Origin of the sequence: Brevundimonas sp. NPDC090276 (assembly GCF_044772165.1) — a bacterium.
Lineage (GTDB): Bacteria > Pseudomonadota > Alphaproteobacteria > Caulobacterales > Caulobacteraceae > Brevundimonas.
Window position 1 is genome coordinate 484,161 of record NZ_JBIVYK010000003.1, and the last position, 16,376, is coordinate 500,536.

General features: G+C 65.9%; 15 protein-coding genes. 9 read left to right on the forward strand and 6 right to left on the reverse strand.

Features of this window, described 5'->3' with window-relative positions; translation table 11 throughout:
* The first annotated feature begins 62 nt into the window (after positions 1-62).
* On the forward strand, positions 63-1,031 hold the full coding sequence (locus ACIQTU_RS14235; RefSeq protein WP_400548437.1) for an alpha/beta fold hydrolase: 969 nt from the start codon (positions 63-65) through the stop codon (positions 1,029-1,031).
* Here ACIQTU_RS14235 and ACIQTU_RS14240 read toward each other — a convergent pair.
* Positions 1,028-1,534 carry a DUF805 domain-containing protein gene (locus ACIQTU_RS14240; RefSeq protein ID WP_400548440.1) on the reverse strand — a complete coding sequence of 169 codons (507 nt, stop codon included), beginning with the start codon at positions 1,532-1,534 and terminating at the stop codon, positions 1,028-1,030. The genes ACIQTU_RS14235 and ACIQTU_RS14240 overlap by 4 nt on opposite strands.
* A gap of 47 nt (positions 1,535-1,581) precedes the next feature.
* Positions 1,582-2,625 carry a helix-turn-helix transcriptional regulator gene (locus tag ACIQTU_RS14245; protein ID WP_400548443.1) on the reverse strand — a complete coding sequence of 348 codons (1,044 nt, stop codon included), beginning with the start codon at positions 2,623-2,625 and terminating at the stop codon, positions 1,582-1,584.
* A 206-nt stretch (positions 2,626-2,831) separates the two neighbouring features.
* Here ACIQTU_RS14245 and ACIQTU_RS14250 point away from each other — a divergent pair, with 206 nt between their 5' ends.
* Positions 2,832-3,089, forward strand: coding sequence for a hypothetical protein (locus ACIQTU_RS14250; protein WP_400548446.1), 258 nt, complete (start codon positions 2,832-2,834; stop codon positions 3,087-3,089).
* Here the strand turns inward: ACIQTU_RS14250 and ACIQTU_RS14255 are convergent.
* Both ACIQTU_RS14255 and ACIQTU_RS14260 read right to left on the reverse strand, forming a co-directional pair.
* On the reverse strand, positions 3,086-4,024 hold the full coding sequence (locus tag ACIQTU_RS14255; RefSeq protein WP_400548449.1) for a pirin family protein: 939 nt from the start codon (positions 4,022-4,024) through the stop codon (positions 3,086-3,088). The genes ACIQTU_RS14250 and ACIQTU_RS14255 overlap by 4 nt on opposite strands.
* 28 nt (positions 4,025-4,052) lie before the next feature.
* Complete coding sequence (locus ACIQTU_RS14260) at positions 4,053-4,541, reverse strand: Lrp/AsnC family transcriptional regulator (protein ID WP_400548452.1); 489 nt, start codon at positions 4,539-4,541, stop codon at positions 4,053-4,055.
* Positions 4,542-4,686: 145 nt separating this feature from the next.
* Here ACIQTU_RS14260 and ACIQTU_RS14265 point away from each other — a divergent pair, with 145 nt between their 5' ends.
* The 6 genes from ACIQTU_RS14265 (at position 4,687) to ACIQTU_RS14290 (ending at position 11,246) form a co-directional block, all read left to right on the forward strand.
* Positions 4,687-5,919 (forward strand): 3-methyl-2-oxobutanoate dehydrogenase (2-methylpropanoyl-transferring) subunit alpha, encoded by a 1,233-nt coding sequence (locus ACIQTU_RS14265; RefSeq protein ID WP_400548455.1) that lies wholly within the window; start codon positions 4,687-4,689, stop codon positions 5,917-5,919.
* A gap of 2 nt (positions 5,920-5,921) precedes the next feature.
* Positions 5,922-6,947, forward strand: a complete 1,026-nt coding sequence (locus tag ACIQTU_RS14270; protein ID WP_400548458.1) for an alpha-ketoacid dehydrogenase subunit beta — start codon at positions 5,922-5,924, stop codon at positions 6,945-6,947.
* A 1-nt stretch (position 6,948) separates the two neighbouring features.
* Positions 6,949-8,598, forward strand: coding sequence for a 2-oxo acid dehydrogenase subunit E2 (locus tag ACIQTU_RS14275; protein ID WP_400548460.1), 1,650 nt, complete (start codon positions 6,949-6,951; stop codon positions 8,596-8,598).
* A 147-nt stretch (positions 8,599-8,745) separates the two neighbouring features.
* Positions 8,746-9,213 carry a hypothetical protein gene (locus ACIQTU_RS14280; RefSeq protein WP_400548463.1) on the forward strand — a complete coding sequence of 156 codons (468 nt, stop codon included), beginning with the start codon at positions 8,746-8,748 and terminating at the stop codon, positions 9,211-9,213.
* A complete protein-coding gene (gene lpdA / locus ACIQTU_RS14285) occupies positions 9,214-10,611 on the forward strand; it encodes a dihydrolipoyl dehydrogenase (protein WP_400548466.1) in 1,398 nt (465 codons plus the stop codon).
* Between the two features lie 275 nt (positions 10,612-10,886).
* Entirely contained in the window at positions 10,887-11,246 is a 360-nt protein-coding gene (locus tag ACIQTU_RS14290) for a hypothetical protein (protein WP_400548469.1), read from the forward strand.
* A 10-nt stretch (positions 11,247-11,256) separates the two neighbouring features.
* Here the strand turns inward: ACIQTU_RS14290 and ACIQTU_RS14295 are convergent, their stop codons facing one another.
* Together ACIQTU_RS14295 and clpB are read right to left on the reverse strand one after the other, a co-directional pair.
* Complete coding sequence (locus tag ACIQTU_RS14295; RefSeq protein WP_400548472.1) at positions 11,257-12,936, reverse strand: DUF262 domain-containing protein; 1,680 nt, start codon at positions 12,934-12,936, stop codon at positions 11,257-11,259.
* A gap of 35 nt (positions 12,937-12,971) precedes the next feature.
* On the reverse strand, positions 12,972-15,560 hold the full coding sequence (gene clpB, locus ACIQTU_RS14300; protein ID WP_400548475.1) for an ATP-dependent chaperone ClpB: 2,589 nt from the start codon (positions 15,558-15,560) through the stop codon (positions 12,972-12,974).
* 170 nt (positions 15,561-15,730) lie between these two features.
* On the opposite strand from clpB, the gene ACIQTU_RS14305 reads away from it, so the two are divergent.
* Positions 15,731-16,375: a LysE family translocator gene (locus tag ACIQTU_RS14305; RefSeq protein WP_400548478.1), complete on the forward strand. Its 645-nt coding sequence runs from the start codon at positions 15,731-15,733 to the stop codon at positions 16,373-16,375.
* The last annotated feature ends 1 nt before the right edge of the window (position 16,376 follow it).

Consider the following 16,376-nt stretch of genomic DNA (forward strand, 5'->3'; position numbering starts at 1 on the left):
ACGGGAACGCTCTCGCCAGAGGCCGAAAACGCGATAGGCTCGCTTCAAAGGGAGGACCGCCCATGCAGACCCGCCGCATCGCCACTGACGGCCTGACGCAACAGGTGATTGAGGCGGGTGAAGGCCCGCTGGTCCTGCTGCTGCACGGCTTTCCCGAACTGGGGATCAGCTGGCGGGCGCAGGTTGAGGCTCTGGCCGAGGCCGGTTTCCACGCCGTCGCCCCCGACATGCGCGGCTATGGCGGGAGCGACAAACCCGCCGATCAGGAGGACCATACCCTCCTGCATCTGGTCGGCGACATGGTCGATCTGGTGCGGGCGCTGGGCGAGACGGAGGCCGTGGTTGTCGGCCACGACTGGGGCTCGGCGGTGGCCTGGCACTGCGCCCTGATGCGGCCTGACGTCTTCCGCGCCGTGGCCGGCCTGTCCGTGCCATTCCAGCCGCGTCGGCCCAAGGGACCGCCGACCGCCGCGATGGCCGCTATCACCAAGCGAGCGGGATTGGGCGACCTCTACATCAACCGCTTCCAGTCGCCCGAAGCCCATGTCGAACTGGACGCCGATCCGGCCACCGCGCTGAGAAAGATGTTCTGGGCCTATGACGGTGCCACCGCCCCAGCGGACCAGTCGACCGGCTTCATGCCCTCGGGCGTGTCTCTGCTGGAAAGCATCTCCGACCAGGCCGCCCTGCCGCCGTGGATGCGCCCCGCGCATCTCGATGAATACGTCGCCGCCTTCACCGCCTCGGGCTTCAAGGGGCCGCTGGACTGGTACCGCTGCCTCGACCGCAACTGGAGTCTGACCGCCTTCCTGCAAGGCCAGAAAATTGCCCAGCCCGCCCTCTTCATGGTCGGCGACCGCGACCCCGTCCGCCACTACGCCGGTCCGCATGAGGCGGCGCAGAAGGACTGGCTGACCGACCTGCGCGGCCAGATCGTCCTGTTCGGCGCGGGGCACTGGCTGCAGCAGGAACGGGCGGCTGAGGTCAGCGCGGCGCTGGTGGCGTTTCTAAGTGGTCTCGGCGGGCGCTAGGGCAGAGACGCAGCAGGCTCGCCCGCCATCGTCGCCAGCGGATCAGGACCATAGTGATTGGTCTCCTCACGGCCACGCAGGCAGAAAATTTCCACCATCCCCCACACGAGGAACGGCGCAGCAACGACCATGCCCAGGATCATAGCCAGCGTGATCATCTTCTGTTCGCTGAATGGAATTCGGGAGACTAGAGCCACGACTGCAGCGTGAGGACCGAAGAAGAGCAACAGCCACAGCCCGCTCTTGCTACGATCATGCAGACGCCGGACGACCGCCCCGAGCAGGTTCCAAGCCATCGCCACGCCGAAGATGAGCAGCAGCCCATTCAGGCCGACCGCCAACCAGGCGGCTTCAAGGGATGTCGCGACGGCCAGCACGATCTGAAACGGCAGAGCCAGCAGACCAAAGGCATAGAAGAGGCCAATGGAGATGTAGAGCCCGGAACGGTTCAAGCGTCCACGCCAGAGGAAATTGGCGATGATCAGGGCGCGAATCTTTTCCATGCTGTAACGCTAACAGCGCCGCCCGACCAAGGGTAGACGCAGGTCGCCTAGGCCACGTCCGCCGCATCCGGCAGGGACTTGAGCCACTGCACCAGAACTTCGTGGCGAATGGGTCCGTCCGACATGGAGACGTCGCGCGGCGGCGACAGCGGCTCGACCTCGGACGGCGAATAGCCGAAGTGCGCCCGGAACTGGCGGCTGAAATGGGAGGGCGAGGCGAAGCCGTAGGCATAGGCGATGTCGGCGATGGTGGGCGCCGCTCCGCTTCTCTGCCGCAAGGCGCGCCGCGCATGATGCAGGCGTCGGTCCTGAATATAGCGATTGACCCCGCCCTCCTCGTCAAAGGCGCGATAGAGGGAAGTGCGCGACACGCCCGCCGCCTTGGCCACGTCGTCGTTGGTGATCGTGGCCTCGCCCGCCGCCAGACGGGTTTCGATGAAGCCCTTGGCCTGACGCCGGACCGAGCGCTGCAGGGCCGCGACCTCGGACGGCGCCAGCCTCACCTCGAACCCCGTCATCCGCGCGGCGACCAGCAGGAGGGCCTGCATCGCGGCCTCGACCTCGTCGTCCGTCAGGCTGGCGGCCAGTTCGTCCAGACTGGTCAGGTGGGCGGTCAGCAGGCGCGCGCCGGGGGCGTCCGGCGCGATGACCGCGCCATGGGCTTCTCGCCCCAGCAGACAGGCCGGCACCACCGCTCGCGGCGCGATCAGGGCGGTGAGGTCGATCCTCTCAATCCGGGACGACGCCGGGAGCGACAGATCGCGCAGCTGGACGGCGCCGGGGGCGGCGCGGACCGACCGACCATCGGCGTCGCCGACCATCGCCGCCCGACTGACCGAAAGGTTGAGGCCGTCCACGTCCGAGCGGCGCAATGTCGCAGGGCTTCGCGACAAGGTCTGGCGAACCGACAGCCCATAGCCGATGGCGCCGCTGTCGGTGGCGGTCGTGCGGGTCTTGTTGAAGAAGTGCCGCCGGTCATGGTCGCTGACGCCGGAGACCTCATAGAAGTCCGCCATTCCATAGACATAGCGCTCAAAAGCGTCAGGCACGGTCTGGGCTGAAATCTCCCAGGCAATCGAACGTGAGGCCATGGCGCCCTATCCCCAGGCGGAACAACAGAGCGCCGACCCTAGCCGATATTCACAACTTGGCGAAAAACCAAATGGGCCCCGGCCCGCTCTTGCCCCAGCGTCCCAAATTCAGAGATTTCCAGACATTCCCAGCCTGAAGCCTGAGCCCTACCCAGTCACGGCGCGTTTGGAGGCGCATCGGACGCATTCCGCGCACGGAGGCCATCATGACCAGACGTTTGCGGGTCGCCTTGCTGGCGACGGCGATCATCCTCACGCCGCCGGCCTCTAGCGCAGCAGCCCTGATCGACGCCCGCCTCACATCGTCAACGTCCGCCGACCTCGGCCCGCCCTCGCCAAACGATGAGGCTGCAAGCCCGGAAACGTTTCCGAGTCCGATCCACTGGGCCATGATCGCGGTCGGCGCCGCCTTTGCCGGCGCCGCCCTCTATATCCGACGCCGCCGAGGGTTCGACCTCGACTAGACCGGATCGGTCGGCTTGGGCTCGACGGGGTCCGGCGCGCGGGTGGCCTGGACGGGCTCGTCCGGCAGCGGGATGAACTCCAGCGCGTCCTCGGCCGGCAGGCTCATACGGCCCGCTTTCCAGTCGGCCTTGGCCTGATCCAGACGGTCCTGGGTCGAGGCGACGAAGTTCCACCAGATCAGGCGTTCCCCCACCGGCTCGCCGCCCAGGGCCATGACGCTGGACGGCTGCAAGGCCGTGACGGTGGGTTCGGCGTTGGCCGACAGGATCACCATCTGGCCCTCATGGAAGGTGCGGCCGTCGACCTCGATCGCGCCCTTGGCCACGAAGAGCGAGCGTTCGCTGTAGCCGCCCTTGGCTTTCGGCGGCGGCGGCGCGGCCCGCACGCCTTCGGCCATTTCCCAGTGGACGTAGAAGAGCGGGGATTCGACCGGCGTCCCGGCCTTGGCGCCGAAGGCCTCGCCCGCCACCAGACGCGCGAACAGGCCGTTGTTCTCATAGGTCGGCTGGGCGTCCTCGCCCAGGTGGGTGAAGGAGGGGGCGATCTCTTCCTTTTCCAGCGGCAGGGCGACCCAGGCCTGCATGCCGTGCATCTTGCCGCCCTGCGCCTTCTTCAGCGGGTCGGTGCGTTCGGAGTGGACGATGCCGGACCCGGCGGTCATCCAGTTCACCTCGCCGGGACGGATGGGCTGGGTGTAGCCCAGGTTGTCCCGGTGCATGATCTCGCCCTCGAACAGATAGGTCAGGGTCGACAGGCCGATGTGCGGATGAGGCCGCACATTGATGGCGTCGGCGCCGGGCGCGAACTCGGCCGGGCCCATCTGGTCCAGGAAGATAAAGGGGCCGACCATCCGGTGCGAATGGAAGGGCAGGACGCGCCCGACCTCGAATCCGCCGAGGTCTTTTCTGCGCGCATCGATCACCAGTTCGATCATGCCGGCCTCCTAACTTGTCTCTTGTCGCTTAGCTGACGTGGGGGGTGATGATGCCCAGCGGCAGGGTGGTCACGTTCTTCACGCCGCGCGTGACGATGTGCGAGGCGCAGTCGGAGACGATGCCCAGGGTCAGCAGCTTGTCGCGCAGGAACTGGTCGAAGGCGTGCATGTCCGAGGTGATGATGCGCAGGACATAGTCCTCGCGGCCGGTGATGGTGGCGCACTGCACCACTTCCGGCCAGTTGGCGACGGCGGATTCGAAGATGTCGAGGTTCTCGCGCGAAGGCAGGCTCAGCTTGACGATGGCGTAGACTTCGAAGTCCAGGCCCAGCAGGCCCGCGTCCAGCAGCGTGACCCGCTTGCGTATCAGGCCGCTATCCTCCAGTCTCTTGATCCGGCGCCAGCACGGCGAGGCCGACAGGCCGACGCGATCGGCAACCTCGGCGACCGACAGGCCGGCGTCCTGCTGCAGGATGTCGAGGATGCGGGCGTCGATAGGATCAAGTTCGTCGGCCAAAGGCGTTTCTCCAAAAGGGGATTTCACGCAATAAAATACCCCAAATCAGCATTTGGCAAGGGTATTTTTAGGAAGGCCAACAGACACGCGCCATGCTATGCCCTCTTCATAGAGGAAACGCGGACGGATCAACCGGACGGGACGCATGATGAAGAACACCCCCACCCTGTCGCTGCGCGTGCCGGAGCCCTCGGGCCGGCCGGGCGATGCGCCTGATTTCAGCCACCTGAAGCTCGACGCCGCCGGCGCCGTGACCCGGCCCGAGGTGTCGAGCGCGCCCTATGACATGCGCGACCATGCCTTCCAGCTGGTGCGCGTCCTGGACGACGAAGGCCAGGCCGTGGGGCCCTGGAATCCGAAGCTGGATCCCGAGATTCTGCGTCGCGGCCTGAAGGCCATGATCCTGACGCGCGCCTTCGACGACCGGATGCACCGCGCCCACCGCCAGGGCAAGACCAGCTTCTACATGAAGTGCACCGGCGAAGAGGCCATTGCGGTGGCCCAGGGGATGATCCTGAGCCGCGAAGACATGGGCTTCCCCACCTATCGCCAGCAGGGCCTGCTGATCTCGCGCGGCTACCCGCTCGCGTCGATGATGAACCAGATCTATTCCAACGCCGCAGACCCGATCAAAGGCCGCCAACTGCCGATCATGTATTCGGCCAAGGACTACGGCTTCTTCACCATCTCGGGTAACCTGGGCACCCAGTATGTCCAGGCCGTCGGCTGGGCCATGGCCAGCGCCGCCAAGGGCGACGACAAGATCGCCATCACCTGGATCGGCGACGGCTCGACCGCCGAGAGCGACTTCCACTCGGCCCTGACCTTCGCTTCCGTCTATCGCGCGCCGGTCATCCTCAACATCGTCAACAACCAGTGGGCCATCAGCTCCTTCCAGGGCATCGCCGGCGGGCTTGAGACCACCTTCGCCTCCAAGGCCATCGGCTACGGCCTGCCAGCCCTGCGCGTCGACGGCAACGACTTCCTGGCCGTCTGGGCCGCGACCCAGTGGGCCGAGGAGCGCGCGCGCACCAACCAGGGCGCGACGGTGATTGAGCTGTTCACCTATCGCGGCGCCCCGCACTCGACCTCGGACGACCCCAGCCGCTATCGCCCCGGCGACGAGCACGAAAAGTGGCCGCTGGGCGACCCGCTCGAACGCCTGAAGCAGCACCTGATCGTCATCGGCGAATGGTCGGACGCCCAGCAGGAAGAAGCGGAAAAGGACGCGGTCGAACAGGTCCGCGCCGCCGCCAAGGAATCCGAAGCCATCGGCACCCTGGGTCAGTCGCGCCCCAGCGTGAAGACCATGTTCGAGGAGGTCTTCGCCACCGAAGACTGGCGCCTGGTCGAGCAGCGTCGCGAGGTCGGAGTCTGAACATGACCACTGCCCCCATGAACATGATTCAGGCCCTCAACTCGGCCATCGACACCAAGATGGCGGAGGACCCCAACGTCCTGTCGTTCGGCGAGGACGCCGGCTATTTCGGCGGCGTCTTCCGCGTCACCGACCAGCTGCAGCAGAAGCACGGCCTGACCCGCAGCTTCGACGCCCCTATCTCGGAAACCGGCATCGTCGGCACCGCCATTGGCATGGCCGCCTACGGCCTGCGCCCGGTCGTCGAGATCCAGTTCGCCGACTACATCTATCCGGCCTACGACCAGATCGTCTCGGAAGCGGCCAAGATGCGCTACCGCTCGGGCGGTCAGTTCACCTCGCCGCTCACCATCCGCAGCCCCTACGGCGGCGGCATCTTCGGCGGCCAGACGCATAGCCAGTCGCCGGAAAGCCTGTTCACCCACATCGCGGGTCTGAAGGTCGTCATTCCGTCGAACCCCTATGACGCCAAGGGCCTGCTGACCGCGGCCATCGAAGACGACGATCCGGTCATCTTCTTCGAGCCCAAGCGCCTCTACAACGGCCCCTTCGACGGCTGGCACGAAAAGCCGGTTTCGCCGTGGAAGACCCAGGAGCTGGCCCAGGTCCCGACCGAGAAATACGCCTTGCCGATCGGCGAGGCCCGCGTCATGCGCGAAGGCAATGACGTCACCATCCTGGCCTACGGCACCATGGTCTGGGTCGCCCTGGCCGGCGCCGAGCATGCGGGCGTGGACGCCGAGGTCATCGACCTGCGCACCCTCGTGCCGCTGGACATCGAGACCATCGAGGCCTCGGTCAAGAAGACCGGTCGCTGCGTCATCGTGCACGAGGCGCCCAAGACCTCGGGCTTCGGCGGCGAGCTGTCGGCCCTGGTTCAGGAACGCTGCTTCTATCATCTGGAGGCGCCCATCGCGCGCGTGACCGGCTGGGACACCCCCTACCCGCACGCCTTCGAGTGGGAATACTTCCCCGGCCCGCAACGCGTGGCCGACGCCCTGAAAGCCGTCATGTCGGGAGGCCGTTGATATGGGTCGTTTCGTCTTCAAGCTGCCCGACGTGGGCGAAGGCACCGCCGAGGCCGAACTGGTCGCCTGGCACGTCGCGGTCGGCGACATGGTCGAGGAAGACCAGATCGTCGCCGACGTCATGACCGACAAGGCGACGGTGGAAATCACCGCCCCCGTCAGCGGCAAGGTTCTCGCCATCCACGGTCAAGCCGGCGAGATGGTGCCGGTGCGCGGCCCCCTGGTCGAGTTCGAGGTCGAGGGCGCGGGGAACGCCTCCGACGCCGAGACGATGCCCACGCCGGTCGCCAAAGCCGAGCCCGCCCCGGTCGCCGTCGAGGCGCCGAAGGTCGAGGCCGCGCCGGTCAGCGCCCCGGCGGCTGCCGCCGGCGCCAACTATGTCTTCAAGCTTCCCGACGTGGGCGAAGGCACGGCCGAGGCCGAGCTGGTCGGCTGGCACGTCAAGGTCGGCGACACGGTCGAGGAAGATCAAATCCTCGCCGACATCATGACCGACAAGGCCACCGTCGAGATCACCAGCCCGATCAACGGCGTGGTCGTCGCCCTGCACGGCGAGGCCGGCCAGCAGATCGCCGTCGGCGGCCCCCTGGTCAGCTTCAAGGTCGAGGGCGCGGGCAATGTCGCCGCCGCCCCGGCTGCTACCCCGGTCGCCGCCCCTGTCGCCAAGGCCGAGAAGGCCGCGCCCGCGCCGGTCGCGAAAGCCGCTCCGGCCGCGCCCAAGGCCGACGCCAAACCCGTTCCGGCCCTGACCGGCCGCCAGCCGGGCGAACGCCCGCTGGCCTCGCCCGCCGTGCGCAACCGCGCCCGCGACCTGGGCGTCGACCTGGTCTTCGTGCCGGGCAGTGGCCCGGCCGGTCGCATCGAACACGCCGACCTGGACGCCTTCGTCGCGCGCGGCGGTTCGCTGCCCGCCGCGACCGGCGGATCGACCGCCTCGACCTACGCCCGCGCCGAGGGCGCCACCGAGACCAAGATCATCGGCCTGCGCCGCAAGATCGCGGAGAAGATGGCCGAGAGCGTGCGCCGCATCCCGCACATCACCTATGTCGAGGAAATCGACATGACGGCGGTGGAGGAGCTGCGCGCCCACCTGAACGCGACCAAGGCCAAGGACCAGCCCAAGCTGAACGTCCTGCCCTTCATCGCCCGCGCCATCGTCGTGGCCCTGCGCGACCAGCCGACGATCAACAGCCACTATGACGACGAGGCCGGCGTGCTGACGACGCACGCCCCGGTCCACCTGGGCATCGCCGCCCAGACGCCGAACGGCCTGATGGTGCCGGTCGTCCGCCACGCCGAGGCGATGGACCCCTACGCCACCGCCCTGGAAATCGCCCGCGTCTCGGGCGCCGCCAAGGACGGCTCGGCCAAGCGCGAGGAACTGTCCGGCTCGACCATCACCATCACCTCGCTGGGGACCCTGGGCGGCGTGGTTCACACGCCGATCATCAACCACCCCGAGGTCGCCATCGTCGGCCCGAACAAGATCGCCGAACGCGTGGTGGTCAAGGACGGCCAGATGGTCGTGCGCAAGATGATGAACCTGTCCTCGTCCTTCGATCACCGCATCGTCGACGGCCATGACGCGGCGGTCTTCGTGCAGAAGATCAAGAACCTGCTGGAGAACCCGGCCACGCTCTGGATGAACTAGGGGGAAGCAGCACTTCCCCTTCCCGCTTCCCCCGGCAGACGCCGGGGCCCAGTTCTTGAAGCGGGCAAGCGGCCATTAATCGGCCCGCGCTTTTGGGCCAAAGCACTGGATCCCGGCGTCCGCCGGGATGAGCGGAGGAGGAAGCGGATGAAGACCGGCGCTTTGATCATCGCCGCCATGCTCGCGACACTCAGTGCCGCGCCTGCTCTCGCCTGCACTCCAGCGCCAGGGGATCAGGTAGCGGCGCGGACGCGGGACCTTCGCGCGGTCACTAGCGTATATGAAGCGCTGGTCGAGAACGTCGTGCTGCACGATCAGTACGGGGACAATCTCGACTTCACCATCAAACCTACCACGGCGATCTGGGGCCCTAAACCTCCTGAGCCTTTCCGACTGTCGTTTGAGGCAGGGGCTTGCACCAACTGGTTCTTCCTCATGGACGATCAGTCCGATAGTCCGCCTCGCAACGGATTGAAGGTCATCGTTATGGCGAACCCCGACGGTCTGGCAGACCATCGTTGGCTCTACATTTTAAGGGCTGACGCAGACTACATCGACAGCTTCATGAGCGATTGGCGAGCGGCAAGAGCCGATCAACCTCTATCGAGACACTAAATGACCCAGACCCTCAAAACCAAAGTCCTGATCATCGGCGCCGGCACCGGCGGCTATGTCGCGGGCATCCGTTGCGGCCAGCTGGGGCTGGACACCGTGCTGGTGGACGGCGGCGACGGCCTGGGCGGGACCTGCCTGAACGTCGGCTGCATTCCGTCCAAGGCCATCATCCACGCCGCGGGCAAGTATGAGACGGTGCTGAAAGCCGCCGGCGACGGCACCTTGGGCATCACCGCCTCGGCCCCGGCCATCGACCTGTCGAAGACGGTCGCGTGGAAGGACGGCATCGTCAGGAAGCTGAACGCCGGCGTCGCCGCCCTGCTGAAGAAGGCCAAGGTCAAGGTCATCAAGGGCTGGGCCGAGTTCACCGACGCCAAGACCTGCCGCGTCGAGACCGCCGACGGCCCCATCCTCATCACCGCCGAACACGTCATCCTGGCCACGGGGTCCGAGCCGGTCGAACTGCCCTTCCTGCCGTTCGGCGGCGACGTCATCTCCTCGACCGAGGCCCTGTCCTTGCCCGAGGTGCCCAAGAAGCTGGTCGTCGTCGGCGGCGGCTATATCGGCCTGGAACTGGGCATCGCCTTCCGCAAGCTGGGCGCCGAAGTCGCCATCGTCGAGATGGCCGACCGCCTGCTGCCGCTCTACGACAAGGCCCTGACCGACCCGGTTCAGAAATGGCTCGAGAAGCACGGCGTCGAGCTCTTCCTCGGCGCCCGCGCCGGCGGGTTCGGGGACGGCAAGCTGAACGTCACCGACAAGGACGGAAACCCGATGCAGCTGGACGCCGACAAGGTGCTGGTCACCGTTGGCCGTCGTCCGCGCACGAAAGGCTGGGGTCTGGAGACCATGGGCGTCGCCATGGACGGCCCGTTCGTGAAGATCGACAACCGCTGCGCCACCAGCATGAAGAACGTCTGGGCCGTCGGCGACCTGACCGGCGAACCCATGCTGGCGCACAAGGGCTCGGCCCAGGGCGAGGTCGTGGCCGAGATCATCGCGGGCCATGACCGCGTGTTCGATCCCGTCACCATCGCCGCCGTCTGCTTCACCGAGCCGGAAATCGTCTCGGCAGGCCTCGGCGTCGACGACGTCAAGGGCCGCGACGACGTGATCCAATCCGTCTTCCCCTTCGCCGCCATCGGCCGCGCCCTGGCCATCGAGGCCGGCGAGGACGGCGGCTTCGTCCGCGTCATCGCCTCCAAGGCCGACCACCGCATTCTCGGCATCCAGGCCGTCGGCCAGCACGTCTCCGAGATGTCCAACAGCTTCGCCCAGATGCTGGAAATGGGCGCCGTGCTGGAAGACGTGGCCGGCGTCATCCACGTCCACCCGACCCTCGGCGAAGCCTTCCACGAGGCCAGCTTGCGGGCATTGGGCCACGCGATTCATATTTGAGGGCGCTATGCTCGGGTCGCGGACCCTGGCGACTTGAGCGCGTTCTTCCTTCTCCCCTTGAGGGAGAAGGTGTCGTGCGGAGCATGACGGATGAGGGGTGACGGCGGCGCCGCTTGGTCGCTCAGGCGGCGCCGTTCTTCTTCCTGAACCCTCAGCGCTGACACCCCGCATCCGAGCGCCTCCGGCGCCCACCTTCTCCCACAAGGGGAGAAGGAGCCGGTCCCGCTTGCCCTCGTCGAACGAAAGCCCGACCCTCCCGCAAACGGGAGGCTTCGATGCGCGCCGAGACCCATTACCTGGCCGTCTTCACCAGCGACAAGACCGGACCCAAGTGGCGAGCCTGGCGCGCCATGAGCGAGGCTCAGCAAGCCGAGACCGCCCGCCTCGGCGTCGCCGCCGTCGCCGCCTGGGAGGCGGCCCACCGCGACTCCATCGTCTTTCAGGGCGGCCCGCTGGGCCCGACCAAACGCATCGGCGACGACGGCGCCGTGACGGACATGGTCAACCTGCTGACCGTCTTCATGGTCGTGCGCGCCGACAGCCACGAGGCGGCGGCCCGCCTGTTCAAAGATCACCCGCACATGTCCATCTTCGTCTGCGACGGGGTGGAGGTGATGCCGGTGCTGGGGGATTAGTCCTATCCAGCTATTTCAACGGCCATGTCTTAACGGCGATTTCGGCGAGCGCTGATTGTCGCTCGATAATTGCCTCAGGCGTCCAATCCGCAACGCTCGCGATCATCGATGTAGTTTTATAGGGCGATTTAGCGAACGCCGGCCTCTTCTCGGAGAATGGGCCGCTTTTCAGCTCCGAGTTGTCTTTGGCGATCATCAACGCCAGATTTCCGATCCGCTTCACATATGTGCGAACGGTTTCCTCATCATACGCGGGCCAGTGTTCAAGCGGCTTCTGGGGCAATACGTGTTCAAGGTTGATCGCATCGGCATCGTCGTTCGGAATCATCCAAGCATCTTCACTTCCGGAGTCTGCCATCTCAATAGAACGCAGGTAGTACCGTGCGAATTTAGCCTGCCCGACCGTGGCAGTCTCGAAAGCTTGGCGGAATGCATCGTCAGTTGGAATAATCGGGCCTAGGGCAGCAGCAAGCCCAGCGGCATCCACGATTTCTTGGTCGAAGACCTGTTTAGCGGCTCGAGCGAGCGGTTGTTCAACTGAGCCGGAGCGTGTGCTGGACGCGATGATCAATCGGACACCGAACGCGACCAGTCGCTCGTAGGCCAGTGACGTTTCCTTGGTCGAGAAACGTCTAGCGATTGCGAGCATCAGAGGGCGAAATGGCTTGAGATCAAACAGTTGCAGCACTCTGAGCGACGCCCTTACCTTTGACGGGTAAACGTTCCATTTTTCGCTCTGCGGGCTGGCCATCGCCACGTAGTCGTTCGCCAAAGATTCGAGTTCCGTGACGAAGTTGACGGACGACTGCGAGCCTTTAACCGACTTCTGGACGCGCTCATACACGTCGGTTTCTTTGAGGTAACCGTTCATGGCAATCAAAGACTGGCGAAGGAAAGTCATTGTTATGTCATCCTCCTCCAGTGTTTCAAGCGCGCCCTTTACGTAAGACCAAAGTTGCTGAACCTCCGGTAGGCGAGCGCCTGACTGGCCGAAAATATAATTTTTGACCAGATCAGATTGTGAAACCTTCAAGCCTCTGTCGTTCAGGGTTTCGAACATTTTGAACGCATTCACGTCGTCCGGAACTTTGAGTAGTATCACTCGTGCGTTGAACTCAATGTACTTCATCCAGCGCAGAAACGCTTTTGTCCGGTCTGCCTCACTGAACGGCTTCGCAACGGCGAGCATCTGAGCTTTTGCCATCCCGTAAGCTGCTATCAGACGCGCATGGGAGTCCCTGTTGGGGAGTGCGCTGTGGCTCTTTCCATTCAGAAGAAGCTCGTGGAAAACGGCGGAATCCGCAGCGTTCAACGTCATCTTAGGAGAGTCTTCCAGCGTTTCGGTATCAACGTCCGTCAGGAAGGTGGCCAGAGCCTGAGGAAGTTTGTCAGAGCCAGAAAGCGAGATCTGACGCATGGAGGCTAGGATTAGCGCGGTAGTAGCCAAGCGCTGCTGACCATCGACAACTTCCAACACGCCGTTAGCGCGCGGAATTGTGACAAGAGTTCCCAAAAAATGCTGAGGTTCGTCGTCATTGATAGCAGCAACGAGATCTTCAAGAAGGTTTTGCACTTCCTTCTTCTCCCAAGCATAATCACGCTGGTTCGGGGGAACGAGCAGGCGATACCTCTTAAGCACGGCACCTAGGCCGAGCTGCTCGAAACCGATTTCAGATTGAGCTTTGGCCATTCTTTAGTCCGAACCGGAGGAGTAGGAGATCACTCTTAATGCACCCTCGCTTTGCCGATCTCCAGCCCTTCCGTTCCTGCTGACACGGCCACCACGCTGCCGTCCTCGATCTCGCCGGCCAACAGCTTCCTGGCCATGGGGTCGACCAGTTCCTTCTGGATGACGCGTTTCAGGGGGCGGGCGCCGTAGACGGGGTCGTAGCCCTTGTCGGCGAGCCAGGTCAGGGCGCTGTCGTCCAGGGCGAGCGTCAGGCGGCGGTCGGCCATCAGCTTTTCGAGGCGCGCCAGCTGGATGCGGACGATGCCGCCCATCTGTTCGCGGCCGAGGCGGTGGAACAGGATGATCTCGTCGATGCGGTTCAGGAACTCGGGCCGGAAGTGGGCGCGGACCTGTTCCATGACGAGAGGACGAACCGCCTCGACGTCTTCGCCCTCGGGCTGGTCGGCCAGATACTGGCTGCCCAGGTTGGAGGTCATGATGATCAGGGTGTTCTTGAAGTCGATGGTGCGGCCCTGACCGTCGGTCAGGCGACCGTCGTCCAGCACCTGCAACAGGACGTTGAAGACGTCGGGGTGGGCCTTCTCGACCTCGTCGAACAGGACGACCTGATAGGGGCGACGACGCACCGCCTCGGTCAGGGCGCCGCCCTCGTCGTAGCCGACATAGCCCGGAGGGGCGCCGATCAGGCGGCTGACCGAGTGTTTTTCCATATACTCGGACATGTCGATGCGGGTGATGGCGTTGTCGTCGTCGAACAGATAGCCTGCCAAGGCCTTGGTCAGCTCGGTCTTGCCCACGCCCGTGGGCCCAAGGAAGAGGAAGCTGCCCAGCGGCTTGTTGGGGTCGTTCAGGCCGGCGCGGGCGCGGCGGACGGCGTCGGAGACGGCCTCCAGCGCCTCGTCCTGACCCACGACGCGGCGGCCCAGCTCCTCCTCCATCTTGAGCAGCTTCTCGCGCTCGCCTTCCAGCATCTTGTCGACGGGCACGCCGGTCCAGCGGCTGACGACGGCGGCGATCTGCTCGGCGTCGACGACTTCCGGCGTCAGAGGGCCTTCCGCCGGTTGCTCGGCGGCGGCGGCCTCGTCCAACTGACGTTCCAGTTGGGGGATCTGGCCGTAGGCGATCTCTGAGGCGCGGCCGAGATCGCCGGCGCGCTGGGCCGCGGCCAGTTCGGCGCGCAGACGATCCAGGGTTTCGCGCAGCTGGGCGCTCTGCCCCACCTTGTCCTTCTCGGACTTCCAGCGGGCGGTCATGTCGTCCGACTGGCCTTCCAGATCGGCGATCTCGTCCTCCAGCTTCTCCAGACGCTGCTGCGAGGCGTGGTCGCTTTCCTTCTTCAGGGCCTCGCGCTCGATCTTGAGCTGGACCAGACGGCGGTCGATTTCGTCGAGCGCCTCGGGCTTTGAATCGACGGCCATGCGGACGCGCGAGGCGGCCTCGTCGATCAGGTCGATGGCCTTGTCCGGCAGGAAGCGGTCGGTGATGTAGCGGTTCGACAGGGTGGCGGCGGCGACGATGGCGCTGTCCGAGATGCGCACCCCGTGGTGGACCTCGTACTTCTCCTTGAGGCCGCGCAGGATCGACACCGTGTCCTCGACGGTGGGCTCGGAGACGAAGACCGGCTGGAAGCGACGGGCCAAGGCCGCGTCCTTCTCGACGTGCTTGCGGTATTCATCGAGCGTGGTGGCGCCGACGCAGTGCAGCTCGCCGCGCGCCAGCGCCGGCTTCAGCAGGTTGGACGCGTCCATGGCCCCGTCGCCCTTGCCGGCGCCGACCAGGGTGTGCATCTCGTCAATGAACAGGACAATGCCGCCCTCGGCCTGGGCCACCTCATTGAGCACGGCTTTCAGGCGTTCCTCGAACTCGCCGCGGTATTTGGCCCCGGCGATCAGCGCGCCCATGTCCAGCGACAGGACCTTCTTGTCCTTCAGGCTTTCGGGCACGTCGCCGTTGACGATCCTCAATGCGAGTCCTTCGACGATGGCGGTCTTGCCGACCCCGGGCTCGCCGATCAGGACGGGGTTGTTCTTGGTGCGACGGGCCAGGACCTGGATGGTGCGGCGGATCTCCTCGTCGCGGCCGATGACCGGGTCGACCTTGCCGTCGCGCGCGGCCTCGGTCAGGTCGCGGGCGTAGCGTTTCAGGGCGTCGTAGCTGTCCTCGGCCGAGGCGTTGTCGGCGGTCTTGCCCTTGCGCATTTCGGCGACGGCTTCATCGAGTTTCTTCGGCGTGACGCCGGCGGATTTCAGCGCCTCGGCGGCGGCCCCGCCTTCTTTCGCGATGGCGGCCAGCAGGCGCTCGGTCGTGACGAAGGCGTCGCCGGCCTTCTTGGCGGCGTCCTCGGCGGCGTTGAAGACGCGGGCGGTGTCGCCGTCCAGATAGATCTGGCCCGAGCCGCCCTCGACCTGGGGCCGCTTCTTCAGCAGGCCTTCGGTCACCAGTTCGACGGCGGACGGATCGCCGCCGGCCTGATCGATCAGCTTGCGGGCGAGGCCGTCGCGTTCCTCCAGCAGCACCTTCAGCAGGTGCTCGGGCGCGAACTGCTGGTGCCGCCGGGCAAGGGCCAGCGACTGGGCGGATTGGACGGCCTGTTTGGCGCGGTCGGAATAGAGGTCGAGATTCATTTCGGTGCAGTCCCCTCGGAAGGCGGAAAACCAACAACGCGCCCTTCTGCGAAGCGACGCCTTGAGTTGTGTCAAACCGAGGTGGGTGTGACCTATCGGACACGCAAGACCCGGTCGCCGCGATTGATGCGGGCCGCGGTCCCGGCCTAGCGTGGCCGCAGGAGGCCCTCATGGATTTTCTGACGCACGGACCGGTCGACCCCACGGTCATCCTGCCCTTCCTGGCGGCGGTGGCGCTGATGGAGCTGACGCCGGGGCCGAACATGGGCTGGCTGGCCCTGGTGTCGCTGTCGCAAGGACGGACGGCGGGGCTGGCGGCGGTGGCGGGGATCACGCTCGGCCTGACGCTGTGGATGGTCGCCGCCGCCTTCGGCCTGACCGAGGTGGTTATGCTGTGGCCCGCCCTCTACCAGACCATCCGCTGGGCGGGGGTGGGCTTCCTGCTGTGGCTGGCCTGGGACGCCTGGCGCAGCACGGGCGACGGCGCGGGGGCGGCGCCGGTCGAGATGCGGCGGCGCGCCCTGTTCCGGCGCGGCCTGATCGGCAATCTGCTGAACCCCAAGGCGGCCCTGCTCTATGTGGTCCTGCTGCCCGGCTTCATCCGCCCGACCCACGGCTCGACGCTGACCCAGGCCCTGACGCTGGGGAGCCTGCACGTCGTCGTCAGCGTCGTGGTCCACGCGATCATCGTGCTGACGGCGGCGCGGGCGGGCGGCGCCCTGCTGACCCGGGCGCAGGGGCCGGCGATGCGCGCCGCCATGGCCCTGGGCCTGGTCGCCATCGCCGTCTGGACCGCCTGGGAGACGAAGGTCTGAT